Origin of the sequence: Acinetobacter sp. AS5, assembly GCF_048957595.1 — a bacterium.
Taxonomy (GTDB): domain Bacteria; phylum Pseudomonadota; class Gammaproteobacteria; order Pseudomonadales; family Moraxellaceae; genus Acinetobacter.
This window is the reverse complement of record NZ_JARDAL010000046.1, coordinates 1-13,848: the sequence shown is the minus strand read 5'-3', so window position 1 is coordinate 13,848 and position 13,848 is coordinate 1. Positions and strand designations below refer to the sequence as shown.

14 protein-coding genes are annotated in these 13,848 nt (G+C 42.8%); 7 read left to right on the top strand and 7 right to left on the bottom strand.

The annotated features are described in order from the left end of the window. The first annotated feature begins 206 nt into the window (after positions 1-206). A complete protein-coding gene (locus PV763_RS13945; protein ID WP_213686981.1) occupies positions 207-1,358 on the top strand; it encodes an OmpP1/FadL family transporter in 1,152 nt (383 codons plus the stop codon). 60 nt (positions 1,359-1,418) lie between these two features. Here PV763_RS13945 and thrH read toward each other — a convergent pair whose 3' ends face one another. Further along, positions 1,419-2,036: a bifunctional phosphoserine phosphatase/homoserine phosphotransferase ThrH gene (thrH, locus tag PV763_RS13940; RefSeq protein WP_216936877.1), complete on the bottom strand. Its 618-nt coding sequence runs from the start codon at positions 2,034-2,036 to the stop codon at positions 1,419-1,421. A 204-nt stretch (positions 2,037-2,240) separates the two neighbouring features. Between thrH and PV763_RS13935 the strand changes: the two genes are divergently transcribed. Both PV763_RS13935 and PV763_RS13930 read left to right on the top strand, forming a co-directional pair. Next, on the top strand, positions 2,241-2,975 hold the full coding sequence (locus PV763_RS13935; RefSeq protein WP_420938053.1) for a phosphoadenylyl-sulfate reductase: 735 nt from the start codon (positions 2,241-2,243) through the stop codon (positions 2,973-2,975). Positions 2,976-3,437: 462 nt separating this feature from the next. Beyond that, positions 3,438-4,820, top strand: a complete 1,383-nt coding sequence (locus tag PV763_RS13930) for a WS/DGAT/MGAT family O-acyltransferase (RefSeq protein ID WP_420938052.1) — start codon at positions 3,438-3,440, stop codon at positions 4,818-4,820. Between the two features lie 207 nt (positions 4,821-5,027). Here the strand turns inward: PV763_RS13930 and PV763_RS13925 are convergent, their stop codons facing one another. From PV763_RS13925 to PV763_RS13900, 6 genes are all read right to left on the bottom strand, one after another. Then, on the bottom strand, positions 5,028-5,201 hold the full coding sequence (locus PV763_RS13925) for a PA1571 family protein (RefSeq protein WP_004646222.1): 174 nt from the start codon (positions 5,199-5,201) through the stop codon (positions 5,028-5,030). A 132-nt stretch (positions 5,202-5,333) separates the two neighbouring features. Continuing rightward, the gene (gene rng / locus PV763_RS13920; protein WP_420938051.1) at positions 5,334-6,788 is read right to left on the bottom strand and encodes a ribonuclease G; all 1,455 of its coding nucleotides are present in this window, start codon (positions 6,786-6,788) and stop codon (positions 5,334-5,336) included. Positions 6,789-6,826: 38 nt separating this feature from the next. Then, entirely contained in the window at positions 6,827-7,393 is a 567-nt protein-coding gene (locus tag PV763_RS13915; protein WP_085064472.1) for a Maf-like protein, read from the bottom strand. Next, positions 7,381-7,872 (bottom strand): rod shape-determining protein MreD, encoded by a 492-nt coding sequence (mreD, locus tag PV763_RS13910; RefSeq protein ID WP_004279364.1) that lies wholly within the window; start codon positions 7,870-7,872, stop codon positions 7,381-7,383. Before mreD ends, PV763_RS13915 begins: the two co-directional genes overlap by 13 nt. Next, positions 7,859-8,716 (bottom strand): rod shape-determining protein MreC, encoded by an 858-nt coding sequence (mreC, locus tag PV763_RS13905; protein WP_004279362.1) that lies wholly within the window; start codon positions 8,714-8,716, stop codon positions 7,859-7,861. The genes mreD and mreC overlap by 14 nt, the downstream gene beginning before the upstream one ends. A gap of 16 nt (positions 8,717-8,732) precedes the next feature. Continuing rightward, complete coding sequence (locus tag PV763_RS13900) at positions 8,733-9,779, bottom strand: rod shape-determining protein (protein ID WP_004279360.1); 1,047 nt, start codon at positions 9,777-9,779, stop codon at positions 8,733-8,735. A gap of 132 nt (positions 9,780-9,911) precedes the next feature. Between PV763_RS13900 and gatC the strand changes: the two genes are divergently transcribed. From gatC to PV763_RS13880, 4 genes are all read left to right on the top strand, one after another. Then, positions 9,912-10,226, top strand: a complete 315-nt coding sequence (gene gatC / locus PV763_RS13895; protein ID WP_005262428.1) for an Asp-tRNA(Asn)/Glu-tRNA(Gln) amidotransferase subunit GatC — start codon at positions 9,912-9,914, stop codon at positions 10,224-10,226. A 52-nt stretch (positions 10,227-10,278) separates the two neighbouring features. Further along, entirely contained in the window at positions 10,279-11,757 is a 1,479-nt protein-coding gene (gatA, locus tag PV763_RS13890) for an Asp-tRNA(Asn)/Glu-tRNA(Gln) amidotransferase subunit GatA (RefSeq protein ID WP_420938050.1), read from the top strand. After that, entirely contained in the window at positions 11,757-13,238 is a 1,482-nt protein-coding gene (gene gatB / locus PV763_RS13885) for an Asp-tRNA(Asn)/Glu-tRNA(Gln) amidotransferase subunit GatB (RefSeq protein ID WP_311203664.1), read from the top strand. The genes gatA and gatB overlap by 1 nt, the downstream gene beginning before the upstream one ends. A 63-nt stretch (positions 13,239-13,301) precedes the next feature. Next, positions 13,302-13,784: a hypothetical protein gene (locus PV763_RS13880; protein WP_420938049.1), complete on the top strand. Its 483-nt coding sequence runs from the start codon at positions 13,302-13,304 to the stop codon at positions 13,782-13,784. The last annotated feature ends 64 nt before the right edge of the window (positions 13,785-13,848 follow it).

The following is a 13,848-nucleotide window of genomic DNA, read 5'->3' as shown; positions in this document are numbered from 1 at the left end:
AATATTAATTTTTTAAAATTTATCTTTTATTTTTATTTTCTTATTTATCATTTAGTTAATATAAAAATATAGTATAAATACTCTAAGCAACCCTTTTATTTAACCGCCTTAGTTCATTTCTTCAACAGAGCTGAGTATTTACTCTTTTTAAAATTATGTTACTTTTCCAGCACATTTTTGTTACAGATGGCATCAGGGAACGTACCATGAAGCTCAATAAAATTTATTCTGCTATTTTACTTAGCACTTTACCTCTTTCTGCAGTTCAAGCAGCTGGCCTAGACCGTTCTGGTCAATCTATTTCTGCTTTTTTACAGCCGGGTAATTATGCTGAAGCAGGTGTTACTGTGATTGATCCTAGCGTATCTGGAAAATCTATTCCTCAACTAGGTAATGAATCTATCAGCGACATGGCAGAAGACTACTACTTTCCATCTGCTGCTATTAAAGTTCAAGCAACTGATAAAATATCTTTAGGTCTGATTTATGATCAACCTTATGGTGCCGATTCAATTTATCCAACAAATAATGTAAGTTTTTCACAAGTAAATCCTCTTAGTACTCAACGAGAAAGCACTCAGGTAGAAGTAAAAACTAATAACCTTACAGCTTTAATCGGTTATCAACCGACTGAAAACTGGAATTTTTATGCTGGACCTGTTTGGCAAACTGTAGAAGCTAAAATTGCATTACGAGGTGCAGCTTATGGAAATTCGGGCTATGATATTAAAGTTGATGAAGAAGAAGCTTGGGGCTGGCTTGCTGGTTTCGCTTATCAAATCCCTGAAATTGCTTTAAAAGCAGCTATTACTTATCGTTCAGAAATCGATCATGAGGCAAATTCAACAGAGAGCTTTGGATTTGGCACTATTGCATCGCCTCTTTCACCAGATGTTACAGCTACAACACCTCAATCTGTAAATTTAGATCTTCAAACAGGTATTGCAGCAAATACTTTAGCCTTTGCTAACGTACGCTGGGTAAATTGGAGTCAATTTGCAGTAACACCTAATTTATTAAAATTACGCTCAGGCAGTAATTTGATTGACTACTCAGATGATCAATGGTCTGCAAATGTTGGTGTTGGCCGTAAATTTAGCGATAAATGGTCTGGCTCTGCTTTAGTAAGTTATGACTCAGGTGCAGGTAATCCTGTAACAACACTAGGACCAACCGAAGGTTACTGGGGTGTAGGTTTAGGTGGACAATATAGCCCAGCCGAAAATTACTTTATTCAAGCAGGTGTTCGCTATATGTGGTTAGGTGATGCTGATGCTAAAGCAGGCCCTAATGTTGTAGGAGAGTTCACCGATAACACTGCAATCGCATATGGTATGAAAATCGGTTACCGTTTCTGATTTTTTGATAGATTCAATAAAAAAGGCACTTAAAGTGCCTTTTTTATTTACTTAAATTTTTTAAGCTGGGATATCACGCACTGAAGCATTACGAATTGCTTCTTTTAACGCATCATAACCACGAATTGGCGGGAATTGCGGGAATTCAGCAATAACATTTTCAGGTGCATCAAACAGGAAACCATGATCTGCTTCACCCAGCATCGTCGTATCGTTATAAGAATCCCCTGCCGCAATCACACGGAAATTCAAACCATGCAGCGCTTTAACAGCTTGACGTTTTTGATCTGGCTGACGAAGTTTATAGGCTGAGATCATGCCTGCTTCATCTGTTTCCAGTTTATGACAGAAAATAGTTGGCCAATCCAGTTGCTTCATCAGTGGATGCGCAAATTCATAGAAAGTATCTGAAAGAATAATTAGTTGAAAATGCGTGCTAACCCATTTCACAAACTCTTTTGCTCCTGGGAACGGACCCATTTCTGCAATCACGTCCTGAATATCGTTCAAGCCTAAACCGTGCTGTTTTAAAATATTCAGACGTTGGGTCATCAATACATCATAGTCAGGAATGTCACGAGTCGTCGCTTCAAGCTCTTTAATACCGGTTTTTTTGGCAAAGTTAATCCAGATTTCTGGAACCAACACGCCTTCTAAATCTAGACATACGACTTCCATGAACATTCCCTCTGAGTTGTATTGAAAAAATTTTGCACTATCATAGCTGAAGCAACAGATTTTGTACTGTACTTTTTTAAATCTATTTTTTTCATAAGTATTTATTTTTTAGTGATAAGTCAATTAAATCAATTCTATTAAAATAGATGTGAAATTAATTAATATAGGCCATGTCCTTTCCAAGCCTATATCGCCAGGACTCTCATGACCATCATTCCTACTATTGATCGTATTGATGCGCTTGCATCTGAATATGCTGATAAATCGCCCAATGAAATTTTGGCACTTGCACTGAGCCAGCAAGGTGAAATTGCGATTTCATTTTCTGGTGCTGAAGATGTTATATTGATTGATATAGCGTCGCATCTCGGTAAACCGTTCCGGGTATTCAGTCTGGATACTGGCCGTCTACATGCAGAAACCTATCAGTTTATTGAACGGGTGCGTAAGCATTACAACATCGAGATTGAAATCTGCTTCCCTGAAACGGATGCAGTACAAAATTTAGTGACCACCAAAGGTTTATTCAGTTTCTTTGAAGATGGCCATCAGGAATGTTGCGGCATACGCAAGGTTCAACCGCTGCGTAAAAAACTGGCGACGCTGGACGGCTGGATTACCGGTCAGCGCAAAGACCAAAGTCCGGGTACACGCAATGAAATTCCAGTGGTTCAGGCCGATCCAGGTTTTTCCGGTCCGGGAAAACAGTTGATCAAGTACAATCCTCTTGCCAACTGGTCCAGTGCGGATGTCTGGAGTTATATCCGTATGATGGAAGTCCCTTACAATGCCCTACATGAGAAAGGTTTTGTTTCTATCGGCTGTGAGCCCTGCACTCGCCCTGTGCTGCCAAATCAGCATGAACGCGAAGGTCGCTGGTGGTGGGAAGAAGCTACCCATAAAGAATGTGGCTTACATGCTGGCAATCTAAAAAAATAAAGTTCAGTTTTATCGTTCCTATTGATTGAAAGGCTATTTTTTAATAAAGATAGTCTTTTTAATTGATAATTTTACATTTAGTGACAAGATATAAATTACCTTTTATCGGGATAATATTATTTTAATTAAAGAATTTATAAAATTCTAACTAATTGATTTATTTGCATAAAATGTGAAATTGAACACAATGCTATTCTTTTAATAACACATAATTATTAAGTTACACTCCACTTCGCCTCGTAAATACTATTTTTAGAAAACTATTTTAAAACTAAAATTTTCACATTTCATCAACTTAAGAATATATTTTGTTCTTGTCAATAGCCACTTTTTCACAGTTGAGGCAAGATAAAGCAGTTCATTTATATGCTAAAAAAGATATACTTTAAAAACTAAAGTAATAATTCTAACAAGGCTTTTTAGCAAAAAAGCCATAGAGAATGCAGTGAGGCAATCCACGCTATGCGTCCATTACATCCAATTGATTTTATTTTCTTAACTTTAGAGAAACGGCAGCAGCCTATGCATGTAGGTGGACTATTTTTATTCCAAATTCCCGACAATGCGCCAGCTTCCTTTATTCAGGATCTAGTCACGGATATCCAAAATTCGAAATGCTCTCCAATCCCACCTTTTAACAATTATTTAAACGGCCTGTTTTGGGATGAAGACCAGGAATTTGATTTAGATCATCATTTTCGTCATATTGCCCTGCCAAAACCGGGCCGTATCCGTGAATTGCTAACCTATATTTCACAAGAACATAGTGCCCTGATTGATCGCGCCAAACCTTTATGGACCTGTCATATCATTGAGGGCATTGAAGGTAATCGTTTTGCCATGTATTTCAAAATTCACCATGCTATGGTGGATGGAATTGCTGGCATGCGTCTGGTCGAAAAGTCGCTTTCACATGATCCAAATGCCAAGAGTATTGTACCGCCTTGGTGTGTGGAAGGCCCACGTGCCAAACGCCTTAAAGCACCTAAAGTTAACAAGTTTAAAAATGTCCTGCAAACCATTAAAGGACAGCTGGAATGTGCACCACGAGTTGCTTATGAACTGTCACAAACCGTCATGAAAGATATGGGACGCAATCCGGATTATGTATCTAGCTTTCAGGCGCCAAGCAGTATTCTGAATCAACGCGTCAGTGCTTCACGTCGCTTTGCGGCACAATCTTTCGAATTTTCACGTTTACGTCATATTTCCAAAGCGTTGGGCGTGACCATTAATGATATCGTCCTGGCCATTTGTTCAGGCGCGTTACGTGAATATTTATTATCACAAAATGCCTTACCGAAAAAACCCTTAATTGCCATGGTTCCAGCTTCGGTTCGTAGTGACGATTCAGATATATCCAACCGTATTACCATGATTCTGGCCAATCTGGGCACACATAAAGAAGATCCGCTGGAACGTCTCAAGATCGTACGCCGCAGTGTGCTGAGCGCCAAAGAACGCTTTAAACGCATGAATGCAAACCAGATTTTGAACTATAGTGCCTTTGTCTATGGTGCAGCAGGTCTGAATATTGCCTCCGGTTTAATGCCGAAACGTCAGGCCTTTAACGTCATTATTTCCAATGTACCTGGGCCACAAGAGCCCCTTTACTGGAATGGTGCACGTCTTGAAGCACTTTATCCGGCTTCTATCGTACTCGATGGTCAGGCCTTGAATATCACCATGACCAGCTATCTAGATAAACTGGAAGTCGGCTTGACCGCATGTCGTAATGCCCTGCCGAAAATGCAGAACTTGCTGGCGCATCTAGAAGAAGAAATTCAACGTTTTGAACTTATTGTAGATGGCGAACCTGTCCCAAAGTTGCGGGCGGTAAGCTAGCCGCGGATGAATAAATAAAAGAGATGGATTGTCAAAGGTATTGATCATTTTTGCCAGTCTTTGAGCACAGAATAAAGGGACCGATCTGGTCCCTTTTCTTTATTTTTGGAAATCTTTTTAAATTATTTTAGAACTTTTGGAAGACTTCTCGATTTAAATGTCTGTCCAAATCATTTTTGATAAGTTAGAAACAATGCACAAATGCAATCAGCTTTTTATGGTACGGCACTGTTGTAATAATTGATGGCAGACGTTACGGATCATGCTCGCGGTAATTTGAACTTCATTACCACGCTCATCAACGATATATCCTGCATGTACAGTCTTTGGTTCTAATACGTGTTTTAGGCCTTTATGGATTACTGCTTTACTCATACTCATCACACACTCCTTTTGCTAAGCCTGAAACTGGGAGAAACGGCTTTGGCTAATTCATGCATCTAGTATTGTAAATAAAGGCCCTGTTGTAAAATTTCAGATGTAACAAGTGTTTAACGATATTCTGTTACAATTTCAGCTGAGAATGATATCGTATTGCTCTTGCGTATACAGATTTTCCACCTGAAACTTAATCACGCGATTAATGAAATGTTCTAGATCAGCGACTGCAGGCGCTTCTGCTGTTAATAGACGATCAATAACAGCCGGATGCGCCACGACAGTAAAGCCACTCTGTGATTCATAAGCACGGGCATAACGCAGAATTTCCCTGAATATTTCGTAACATACTGACTCGGCTGTTTTGACATAACCACGTCCCTGACAGGTCGGACAAGACTCACAGAGCAGATGTTCCAGTGACTCACGGGTACGTTTTCGGGTCATTTCCACCAAGCCCAGTTCTGACACCTGAGTAATCTTGGTTTTGGCATGGTCACGTTCCAGCATGCGCTCGAACTGTTTCATCACTTCTTCACGATGCTGCGCTTCCTGCATATCAATGAAATCAATGATAATAATGCCGCCCAGATTGCGCAGCCGTAACTGACGTGCGATGACATCGGTCGCTTCCATATTGGTTTTAAAAACCGTATCCTCCAGCGAACGGCCACCGACATAAGAACCGGTATTGACATCAATTGTGGCCATGGCTTCCGTCTGGTCAATCATCAGATAACCGCCAGACTTCAATGCGACTCGGGTTTGCAATGCCTTCTGCAGATCTTCTTCGACATTATACAAGTCGAAAATTGGCCGCTCACCCGGATAATGCAGCAAACGGTCTTTCATGTTTGGGACAAATTCTTCGACAAATTCCTGTAATTTGGCATGAATTTCACGTGAATCAACGTAAATTTTGGCAGTTTCTTCATTGGCCAGATCACGAATCACCCGTTGCGGTAAAGGCAATTCTTCAAAGATTAAAGACGGTACTGCAATAATCTTTTGCTTGCGCTGGATATATTCCCAAAGCTTGGCCAGATAAGCCATATCCTGTGCGATGGCTTCTTCTTCAATCCCTTCTGCTGCAGTACGGACAATCACCGAACCTGGCAGCTTATGTTCCGCCTGAATACGCTCAATAAGTGATCGCAAGCGATTCCGCTCTTCCTCGGATTCAATCCGTTGCGATACCCCGATATGATTGCCATATGGCATCAGCACCAAATAACGCGAAGGAATCGACAGATCGGTAGACAGGCGTGCGCCTTTAGTACCGAGCATATCTTTCATCACCTGAACCGTGAGGACTTGTCCCGGTTGAAGTAGCTCAAAGACATTTGGGGTTGGCTGATTGCGAGGCCAGACCATATCATTGATATGCAAAAACGCAGTGCGAGAGAGGCCGATATCCACGAAAGCAGCCTGCATGCCAGGTAAGACCCGCACCACTTTTCCTTTATAGACATTCCCTACCAGGCCACGCTTGGCCGTACGCTCGACAAACAGTTCATTGACCGTGCCGTTTTCAATTAACGCGACCCGACATTCCATCGGCGTGACGTTAATCAACAACTCGTCAGACATAATTACACTCAAAACATTATAAGAATTCTTTTCAGCAGTTAATTTAGTGCCTTAACCGTCTGCAATAACTGTACTGTCTCATATAAAGGCAAGCCAACCACATTGGAATAACTGCCCTGTATTTTTGGAATATAACGTGCTGCAATTCCTTGAATCGCATAAGCTCCGGCTTTACCCAGTGGCTCACCTGTCGCCCAGTAACTTTCCATATCTGCAGCGCTCAGGATTTGAAATTCGACCTGTGTGCGTACCACTATACTGTATTTTTCATGCTTTGTACGAACACAGACACCGCTATAGACATCATGCCACCGACCGGAGATTTTTGTCCACATTTCAATCGCATGTTGTTTGGATTCAGGCTTACCCAGAATCTCCTGATCCACCCCCAGACTGGTATCCGCAGCAATGATGATGGCATCTGGATAATACTCAGCCACGGCATCTGCTTTGGCTCGTGCCAGACGTTCAACATAGGCTGCGACCGACTCGCCTGCTTGTACCGATTCGTCAATTTCTGGGCTGTAAATATCGAAGCTCAGCCCGAGTTGCTGTAACAACTCGCGGCGCCGGGGTGAGCTCGAAGCAAGAATTATACGCGCCATTTTTTGAGCACATAATAAATAGCAGGCCAAACCAAAATACTGGTCAGCATCGGAATCCAGTGCCTTGCATAAGAAAATTGCACGCCAGCCACAATCTGGGAAAAAAAGATCATTAGCAGATGCGCGACAATCGCCAGCCCCATAATCACCCAGAGATTATTAAAGGTCAGGATACGGCGCTCACGGGTTAGAAAGCGGGCTAAAAAGGCAATAATGATAAAGCTCAGCGCATTCAGACCCAAAGGTGCATCCAGCAGCAGATCAATAAAAATACCGGTACCAAAGGCAAACCAGATCCCGCACCAGGTCGGCTGACACAACACCCAGAAGAGCATGATCATCAGCATAAACAGCGGACGCCAGCCCGAGAGATTATAGGAAAGTGGATAGACCATTAAAATGGAAGCCACAATCACCGAAATGACAATGGCCATTAAAGGATCACGATGCTTTCTGGATTTCATCTTAGCGATTGACATGCGGTTGCTCCATCGCTAATGAATCAGAAAATAATACCACCACATGATGTCCACCGGCGAGTTGAGCCGCAGGCGTCACATCAATCTGGGCAAATTCTCCGGAATTATGCCGTTGTACTTTAGACACCTGCCCTACCAGATAACCTGCCGGAAAATGTTGGCCCAAGCCCGAACTATAGACTTTTTCACCGACCTTGATATTGGCGCTGGTCGGTACATATTCCATTTTTAAACGTCCCAGATCACCTGTACCCGAGACAATGGCACGCATACCTGTATGTTCCAGACGCACTGACAGTGAATGTTCTTTATCAGACAACAACATGACCCGGCTACTATGCGGATAGACATTGATAATCTGCCCCATGATGCCCTTGTCATCCAGTACCGTTTGCCCCACTTTCAGCTCGTTATTCGAACCCCGGTTGATCACGATAATATGCCGTAATGGATCGGCATCGGTGCCAATCACTTCGGCAATTTCAATACGTCCATCAATGATCAGCGGCGTGTCCAATAGACCGCGCAAACGGGTATTTTCAGCAGAAAGTTCAGAGATTTTTTGTAAGCGTACCTGTGCCTGTAACAGCTCGGCCTGCATCGCGGTATTTTCCCGACGCAATTGAGCTTCAGACTTGGTTTGTTGATTCAACCACTCTCGCGACAATACCGGATAGCTGGCCACCGCATAAATAGGATTATAAGCAGCGTACAGGACATCCCTTGCAGGTTGAACAACATGCGGCATGCGCCAATCAAAGAAAAGCACCACCAGGCATGTTACCAATGCAATGATAAAAGAGCGAAAAGATGGCGGTTGTCGAGAAAACAGATGTGCTTGCACCCGCCGGATCCTTTTCTTAGCCTACGAATAACATGTCATGATTTGGGTTGTCGAAAAATTCGAGGACCTTGCCGCCACCACGAGTCACACATGATAGTGGATCTTCTGCCACTACCACTGGCAGGCCAGTTTCTTTGGCAAGTAGCTTGTCCAGGTTACGTAGCAATGCACCACCACCGGTTAACACGATACCGCGTTCAGCGATGTCCGAAGAAAGCTCAGGAGGTGTATGTTCTAAAGCAGATTTCACCGCAGACACGATGTTTTGCAATGGATCAGAAATTGCTTGGGTCACTTCATCTGAATTGACCACAATCGCACGAGGCACACCTTCTGCGAGGTTACGGCCACGAACTTCAATTTCAAGTGGTTTAGCACCTTCATCAGGCAATGCCATACCCACTTCTTTTTTGATCACTTCAGCCGTAGTTTCACCGATCACACAGCCATGCGCCTTACGCACATAGTTAATGATCTGTTCATCAAATACATCACCGCCAATACGTAAAGAATCGGCATAAACACAACCCTGCAGCGAGATAATCGCAATTTCAGTAGTACCACCGCCCACATCAACCACCATCGAACCACAAGCCTGCTCGACTGGCATCCCTGCACCAATCGCTGCTGCCATTGGCTCTTCGATTAAACGTACATCACGTGCGCCCGCATTAAACACGGCTTCACGAATGGCACGGCGCTCAACCAGAGTCGATTTACATGGCACGCAAACCACCACACGCGGTGCCGGAGTGAATAAACGGTTTTCATGTACTTTGCGAATAAACTGATTCAGCATGGTCTCAGTGACTTCAAAATCCGCAATCACACCGTCCTTCATAGGACGGATCGCTGAGATATTGGCTGGGGTACGACCTAGCATTTGCTTCGCTTCAAGACCGACTGCCGCAACAATTTTATGTGAACCACTATGACGGATGGCTACAACCGTCGGTTCATTTAATATAATGCCTCGTCCTGGCGCATAAATAAGTGTATTTGCTGTACCTAAATCAATGGCAAGATCGGGCGAAAACAAGCCTATTAGTCGTTTTAGAATCACGGGGACGTTCTCAGTTAAACTTTATATGGACGCAAGGTGGCCACTTTAACTAAATGTGATGATTTGGACAAGTCAATCGCTTATCATAACGCATGATAATTTGAATTTTTTTAATACTGATTAGGTAATATTATGTCTACATCGGATGCACAGCATTCTGCAGATTTAAGTGCAGAAACAGTTTCAGCCATTGCCAACCTTGCAAGGTTATCTCTCAATGATACGCAATCTGCTGAATATGCTCAAAGTTTAAATAAAATTTTAGGCATGATGGAAACCCTGAAAGGCATCAATACCGACGGTATTGAACCCCTGAAAAGCCCTTTCGACCACCCTCAGCCGCTACGTGATGATGTGGTTACCGAAACCAATCATCGTGAGCAATACCAAGCAGTTGCACCAGCTGTTCAGGATGGCTTGTACCTCGTACCGCGCGTGATTGAGTAATTACTACCCAGTTCATTCTTTTTATTAAATTAAACGTAAAGAATTATTTCTCATGACAGATTTACATCGCTTATCCATTCGTGAACTTAGTGAAGGTCTGGCAAATGCCCAGTTTTCATCTCGCGAATTGACTGAACACTACTTAAAGCGCATCGCAAAAATTGATGCACAGGTCAAGGCTTATGTGACGGTAACTGCTGAACAGGCATTAGCTGAAGCTGATGCTGCCGATGCTGCAATCAAAGCTGGCAATGCCTCTGCCCTGACTGGTGTGCCAGTTGCCCACAAAGACATTTTCTGTACCCAAGGCATCAAGACCACTGCCGGTTCAAAAATGCTGGACAATTTTATCTCTCCTTACGATGCAACCGTAGTAGCGAAAGGCAAAGCTGCGGGCCTGGTCACTTTAGGTAAAGTGAACATGGACGAATTCGCGATGGGTTCAACCTCTGAGAACTCATATTACGGCGCAACGGCTAACCCTTGGAACCTGGGTCATGTCCCTGGCGGCTCTTCTGGTGGCTCTGCAGCAGCTGTGGCAGCGGATTTAGCACCATTTGCAACTGGTACTGATACCGGTGGTTCTATTCGCCAACCTGCGTCATTCTGTGGCCTCACCGGCCTTAAACCGACCTATGGCCGTGTATCACGTTTCGGTATGATTGCTTATGCCTCATCACTGGATCAAGGCGGTCCGATGGCGCGTTCGGCGGAAGACTGTGCTTACCTGATGAATGTGATGGCAGGTCATGATGCCAAGGATTCAACCTCAATGGACAAAGACGTTGATGACTATGTGGCAAATCTGAACACTACATCGGTAAAAGGTTTGCGCATCGGTATTCCAAAGCAATACTTCAATGTGGAAGGTCTGGATGCAGACGTAAAAGCACGTGTGGAAGAATCCTTAAAAAAACTGGAAGAAATGGGCGCAATTCTGGTTGAGATTGATCTCAACATGACTGAAAGCTATGTGCCGACTTACTATCTGATCGCGCCTGCTGAAGCCTCTTCGAATCTGTCACGTTATGACGGCGTGCGTTATGGCTACCGCGCAGAAAATCCGGTGGACCTGATGGACCTGTACAAACGTTCACGTTCAGAAAGTTTTGGTGCAGAAGTACAACGCCGTATCCTGATTGGTACGTATGCCCTGTCTGCAGGTTATTACGATGCTTACTATGTAAAAGCACAGAAAGTACGTCGTCTCATTCAACAAGATTTCTTAAAAGCATTTGAATCTGTCGATGTCATCGCGGCACCTTCTGCGCCAACGACTGCCTATAAAATTGGTGCGGATTTAACGCCAGTTGAAATGTACCTGGGCGATATTTACACACTTGCGGTAAACCTGGCAGGTCTTCCTGCGATTAACGCGCCTGTCGGTTTTGACCAGAACAACTTGCCAGTTGGCTTACAGCTGATTGGTAATTACTGGTCAGAATCTCAATTGTTGTCTGTGGTACACCAGTATCAACAGGCCACAGATTGGCATACACAACGCGCTGCAATTGCTGAGGAGAATGCATAATGGCTCAAGCTCAAAAATCGGCTAAACCGAAATCCAACCTGATTGATGGTTGGGAAGTCGTTATTGGTATCGAGATTCATACTCAGCTTGCCACCAATACCAAAATTTTCTCGGGCTCATCGACTGTATTCGGTAATGATCCAAACACCCAAGCCAGCTTGGTTGATTTAGCCATGCCGGGCGTATTGCCGGTATTGAACAAAGAAGTGGTTGATCTTGCGATTCGCTTTGGTTTAGGTATCGACGCTTACATAGATCAGGCTTCGGTGTTTGCCCGTAAAAACTATTTCTACCCGGATTCTCCAAAAGGCTACCAGATCAGCCAGATGGACAACCCGATTGTGGGTTTGGGTCATATCGACATCCAGCTTGAAGATGGCACCGTTAAACGCATTGGCGTAACGCGTGCGCATTTAGAGGAAGATGCAGGCAAATCGATTCATGACCAGTTTGAAGGCATGTCTGGTATCGATTTAAACCGTGCCGGTACGCCGCTGCTTGAAATCGTTTCTGAACCGGATATGCGTTCAGTTGAAGAAGCGGTTGCATACATTAAAGCGATTCACACGCTAGTGCGCTGGTTAGGTATTTCCGATGGTAACATGGCCGAAGGTTCGTTCCGCTGTGACTGTAACGTGTCTTTACGTCGTCCGGGTCAACCATTTGGTACACGTTGTGAATTGAAAAACCTGAACTCATTCCGTTTCATTGAACAAGCGATCAATGTTGAAATTGAGCGTCAGATGGAAATTCTGGACTGGGATGGCACCATCGATCAAGAAACGCGTTTGTTCGACCCTGTGAAGATGGAAACGCGCTCAATGCGTTCTAAAGAAGAGGCGAACGATTACCGCTACTTCCCTGACCCAGACTTGTTGCCCGTGGTGATTGCGGATGAGCAAATCGAAGCAATTAAAGCAACCATGCCTGAGTTGCCTGCTGCACGTCGTGCGCGTTTCGTGGCTGACTTCGGTGTGACTGAGTACGATGCTCACGTGCTTACATTGACTCGTGAAATGTCAGAGTTCTACGAAGAAGTTGTTAAGGCTGCTGGTGGCGCTGCACAAGGTAAGATTGCGGCAAACTGGGTGATGGGCGAATTCTCAGGTGCTTTAAATAAAGCAGGCCTAGATTTGGCTGACTCTCCTGTATCAGCTGAAAAACTTGGTGGTATGATTGCACGTATTGTGGACAACACAATTAACGGTAAGATCGCGAAGCAAGTCTTCGGCTTTATGTGGGACGAAGGCAAATCTGCGGACGAAATTATTGCTGAGAAAGGCTTGAAACAGGAAACTGATACAGGCGCAATTGAAGCGATTATTAAGGAAGTACTTGCTGCCAATGAGAAGATGGTTGAAGAGTATAAATCTGGTAAAGAGAAAGCTTTCAACGGTCTTGTTGGTCAAGTGATGAAAGCTGCAAAAGGGAAAGCTAACCCTGCGCAAGTGAATGAGTTGATGAAGAAATTGATTGGTTAATTTATTCGCTAATTAATTGATTTCATGTTATAAAAACCTCGCTTAATGCGGGGTTTTTTTAATATGTTTTATAATTTAATAAAATTAAACGATGCTTCTGATTTACATGTAAATAGTGATGGTAATATTTCTTTCAGAATTCCTCTTTATAGATTTTTAGAATTTACAGATGAAAATCTTAAATATAATTTTGATAAAATGCCTAATGAATTTCTTAATGAAATAAAAAGTTATCCTACATTAATTATTTTTGATGATCTAAGATTTCAAACTTTTCTAGTAAAAATAAAAGATTTTAGATTAGACAAAAAAAATAGAATATTAACTACTTACTGTAAAAAATTAAATTTATATAATTTCAAAAAAACACTAAACAAAGCTGATCCAAGAGATGATATCGAAGACTATAATAGTACAAAAAATTTATTAATTAAAAATTTAAAAATAAATCTTGCTGAACTTCAAGGAACTCATTGGACTATTAAAGAAGGAGATTTAATTTCTATCCTTGATGAGTTTTCGATATTTCAAGACATGGCAGAGTAAAACTTGAAGTGCGACATAAACCACCTAATTAATTTAAAGGGTTTATGGAGTATATAAAATTGTC

What these genes read in the sequence shown, in the direction of transcription:
- gatC (WP_005262428.1), top strand. Translation starts at nt 9,912, where the DNA reads ATGTCTACATCGGATGCACAGCATTCTGCAGATTTAAGTGCAGAAACA.
- PV763_RS13935 (WP_420938053.1), top strand. Translation starts at nt 2,241, where the DNA reads ATGACCATCATTCCTACTATTGATCGTATTGATGCGCTTGCATCTGAA.
- gatA (WP_420938050.1), top strand. Translation starts at nt 10,279, where the DNA reads ATGACAGATTTACATCGCTTATCCATTCGTGAACTTAGTGAAGGTCTG.
- thrH (WP_216936877.1), bottom strand. Translation starts at nt 2,036, where the DNA reads ATGGAAGTCGTATGTCTAGATTTAGAAGGCGTGTTGGTTCCAGAAATC.
- PV763_RS13930 (WP_420938052.1), top strand. Translation starts at nt 3,438, where the DNA reads ATGCGTCCATTACATCCAATTGATTTTATTTTCTTAACTTTAGAGAAA.
- gatB (WP_311203664.1), top strand. Translation starts at nt 11,757, where the DNA reads ATGGCTCAAGCTCAAAAATCGGCTAAACCGAAATCCAACCTGATTGAT.
- PV763_RS13925 (WP_004646222.1), bottom strand. Translation starts at nt 5,201, where the DNA reads ATGAGTATGAGTAAAGCAGTAATCCATAAAGGCCTAAAACACGTATTA.
- rng (WP_420938051.1), bottom strand. Translation starts at nt 6,788, where the DNA reads ATGTCTGACGAGTTGTTGATTAACGTCACGCCGATGGAATGTCGGGTC.
- PV763_RS13880 (WP_420938049.1), top strand. Translation starts at nt 13,302, where the DNA reads ATGTTTTATAATTTAATAAAATTAAACGATGCTTCTGATTTACATGTA.
- mreD (WP_004279364.1), bottom strand. Translation starts at nt 7,872, where the DNA reads ATGTCAATCGCTAAGATGAAATCCAGAAAGCATCGTGATCCTTTAATG.
- PV763_RS13915 (WP_085064472.1), bottom strand. Translation starts at nt 7,393, where the DNA reads ATGGCGCGTATAATTCTTGCTTCGAGCTCACCCCGGCGCCGCGAGTTG.
- PV763_RS13945 (WP_213686981.1), top strand. Translation starts at nt 207, where the DNA reads ATGAAGCTCAATAAAATTTATTCTGCTATTTTACTTAGCACTTTACCT.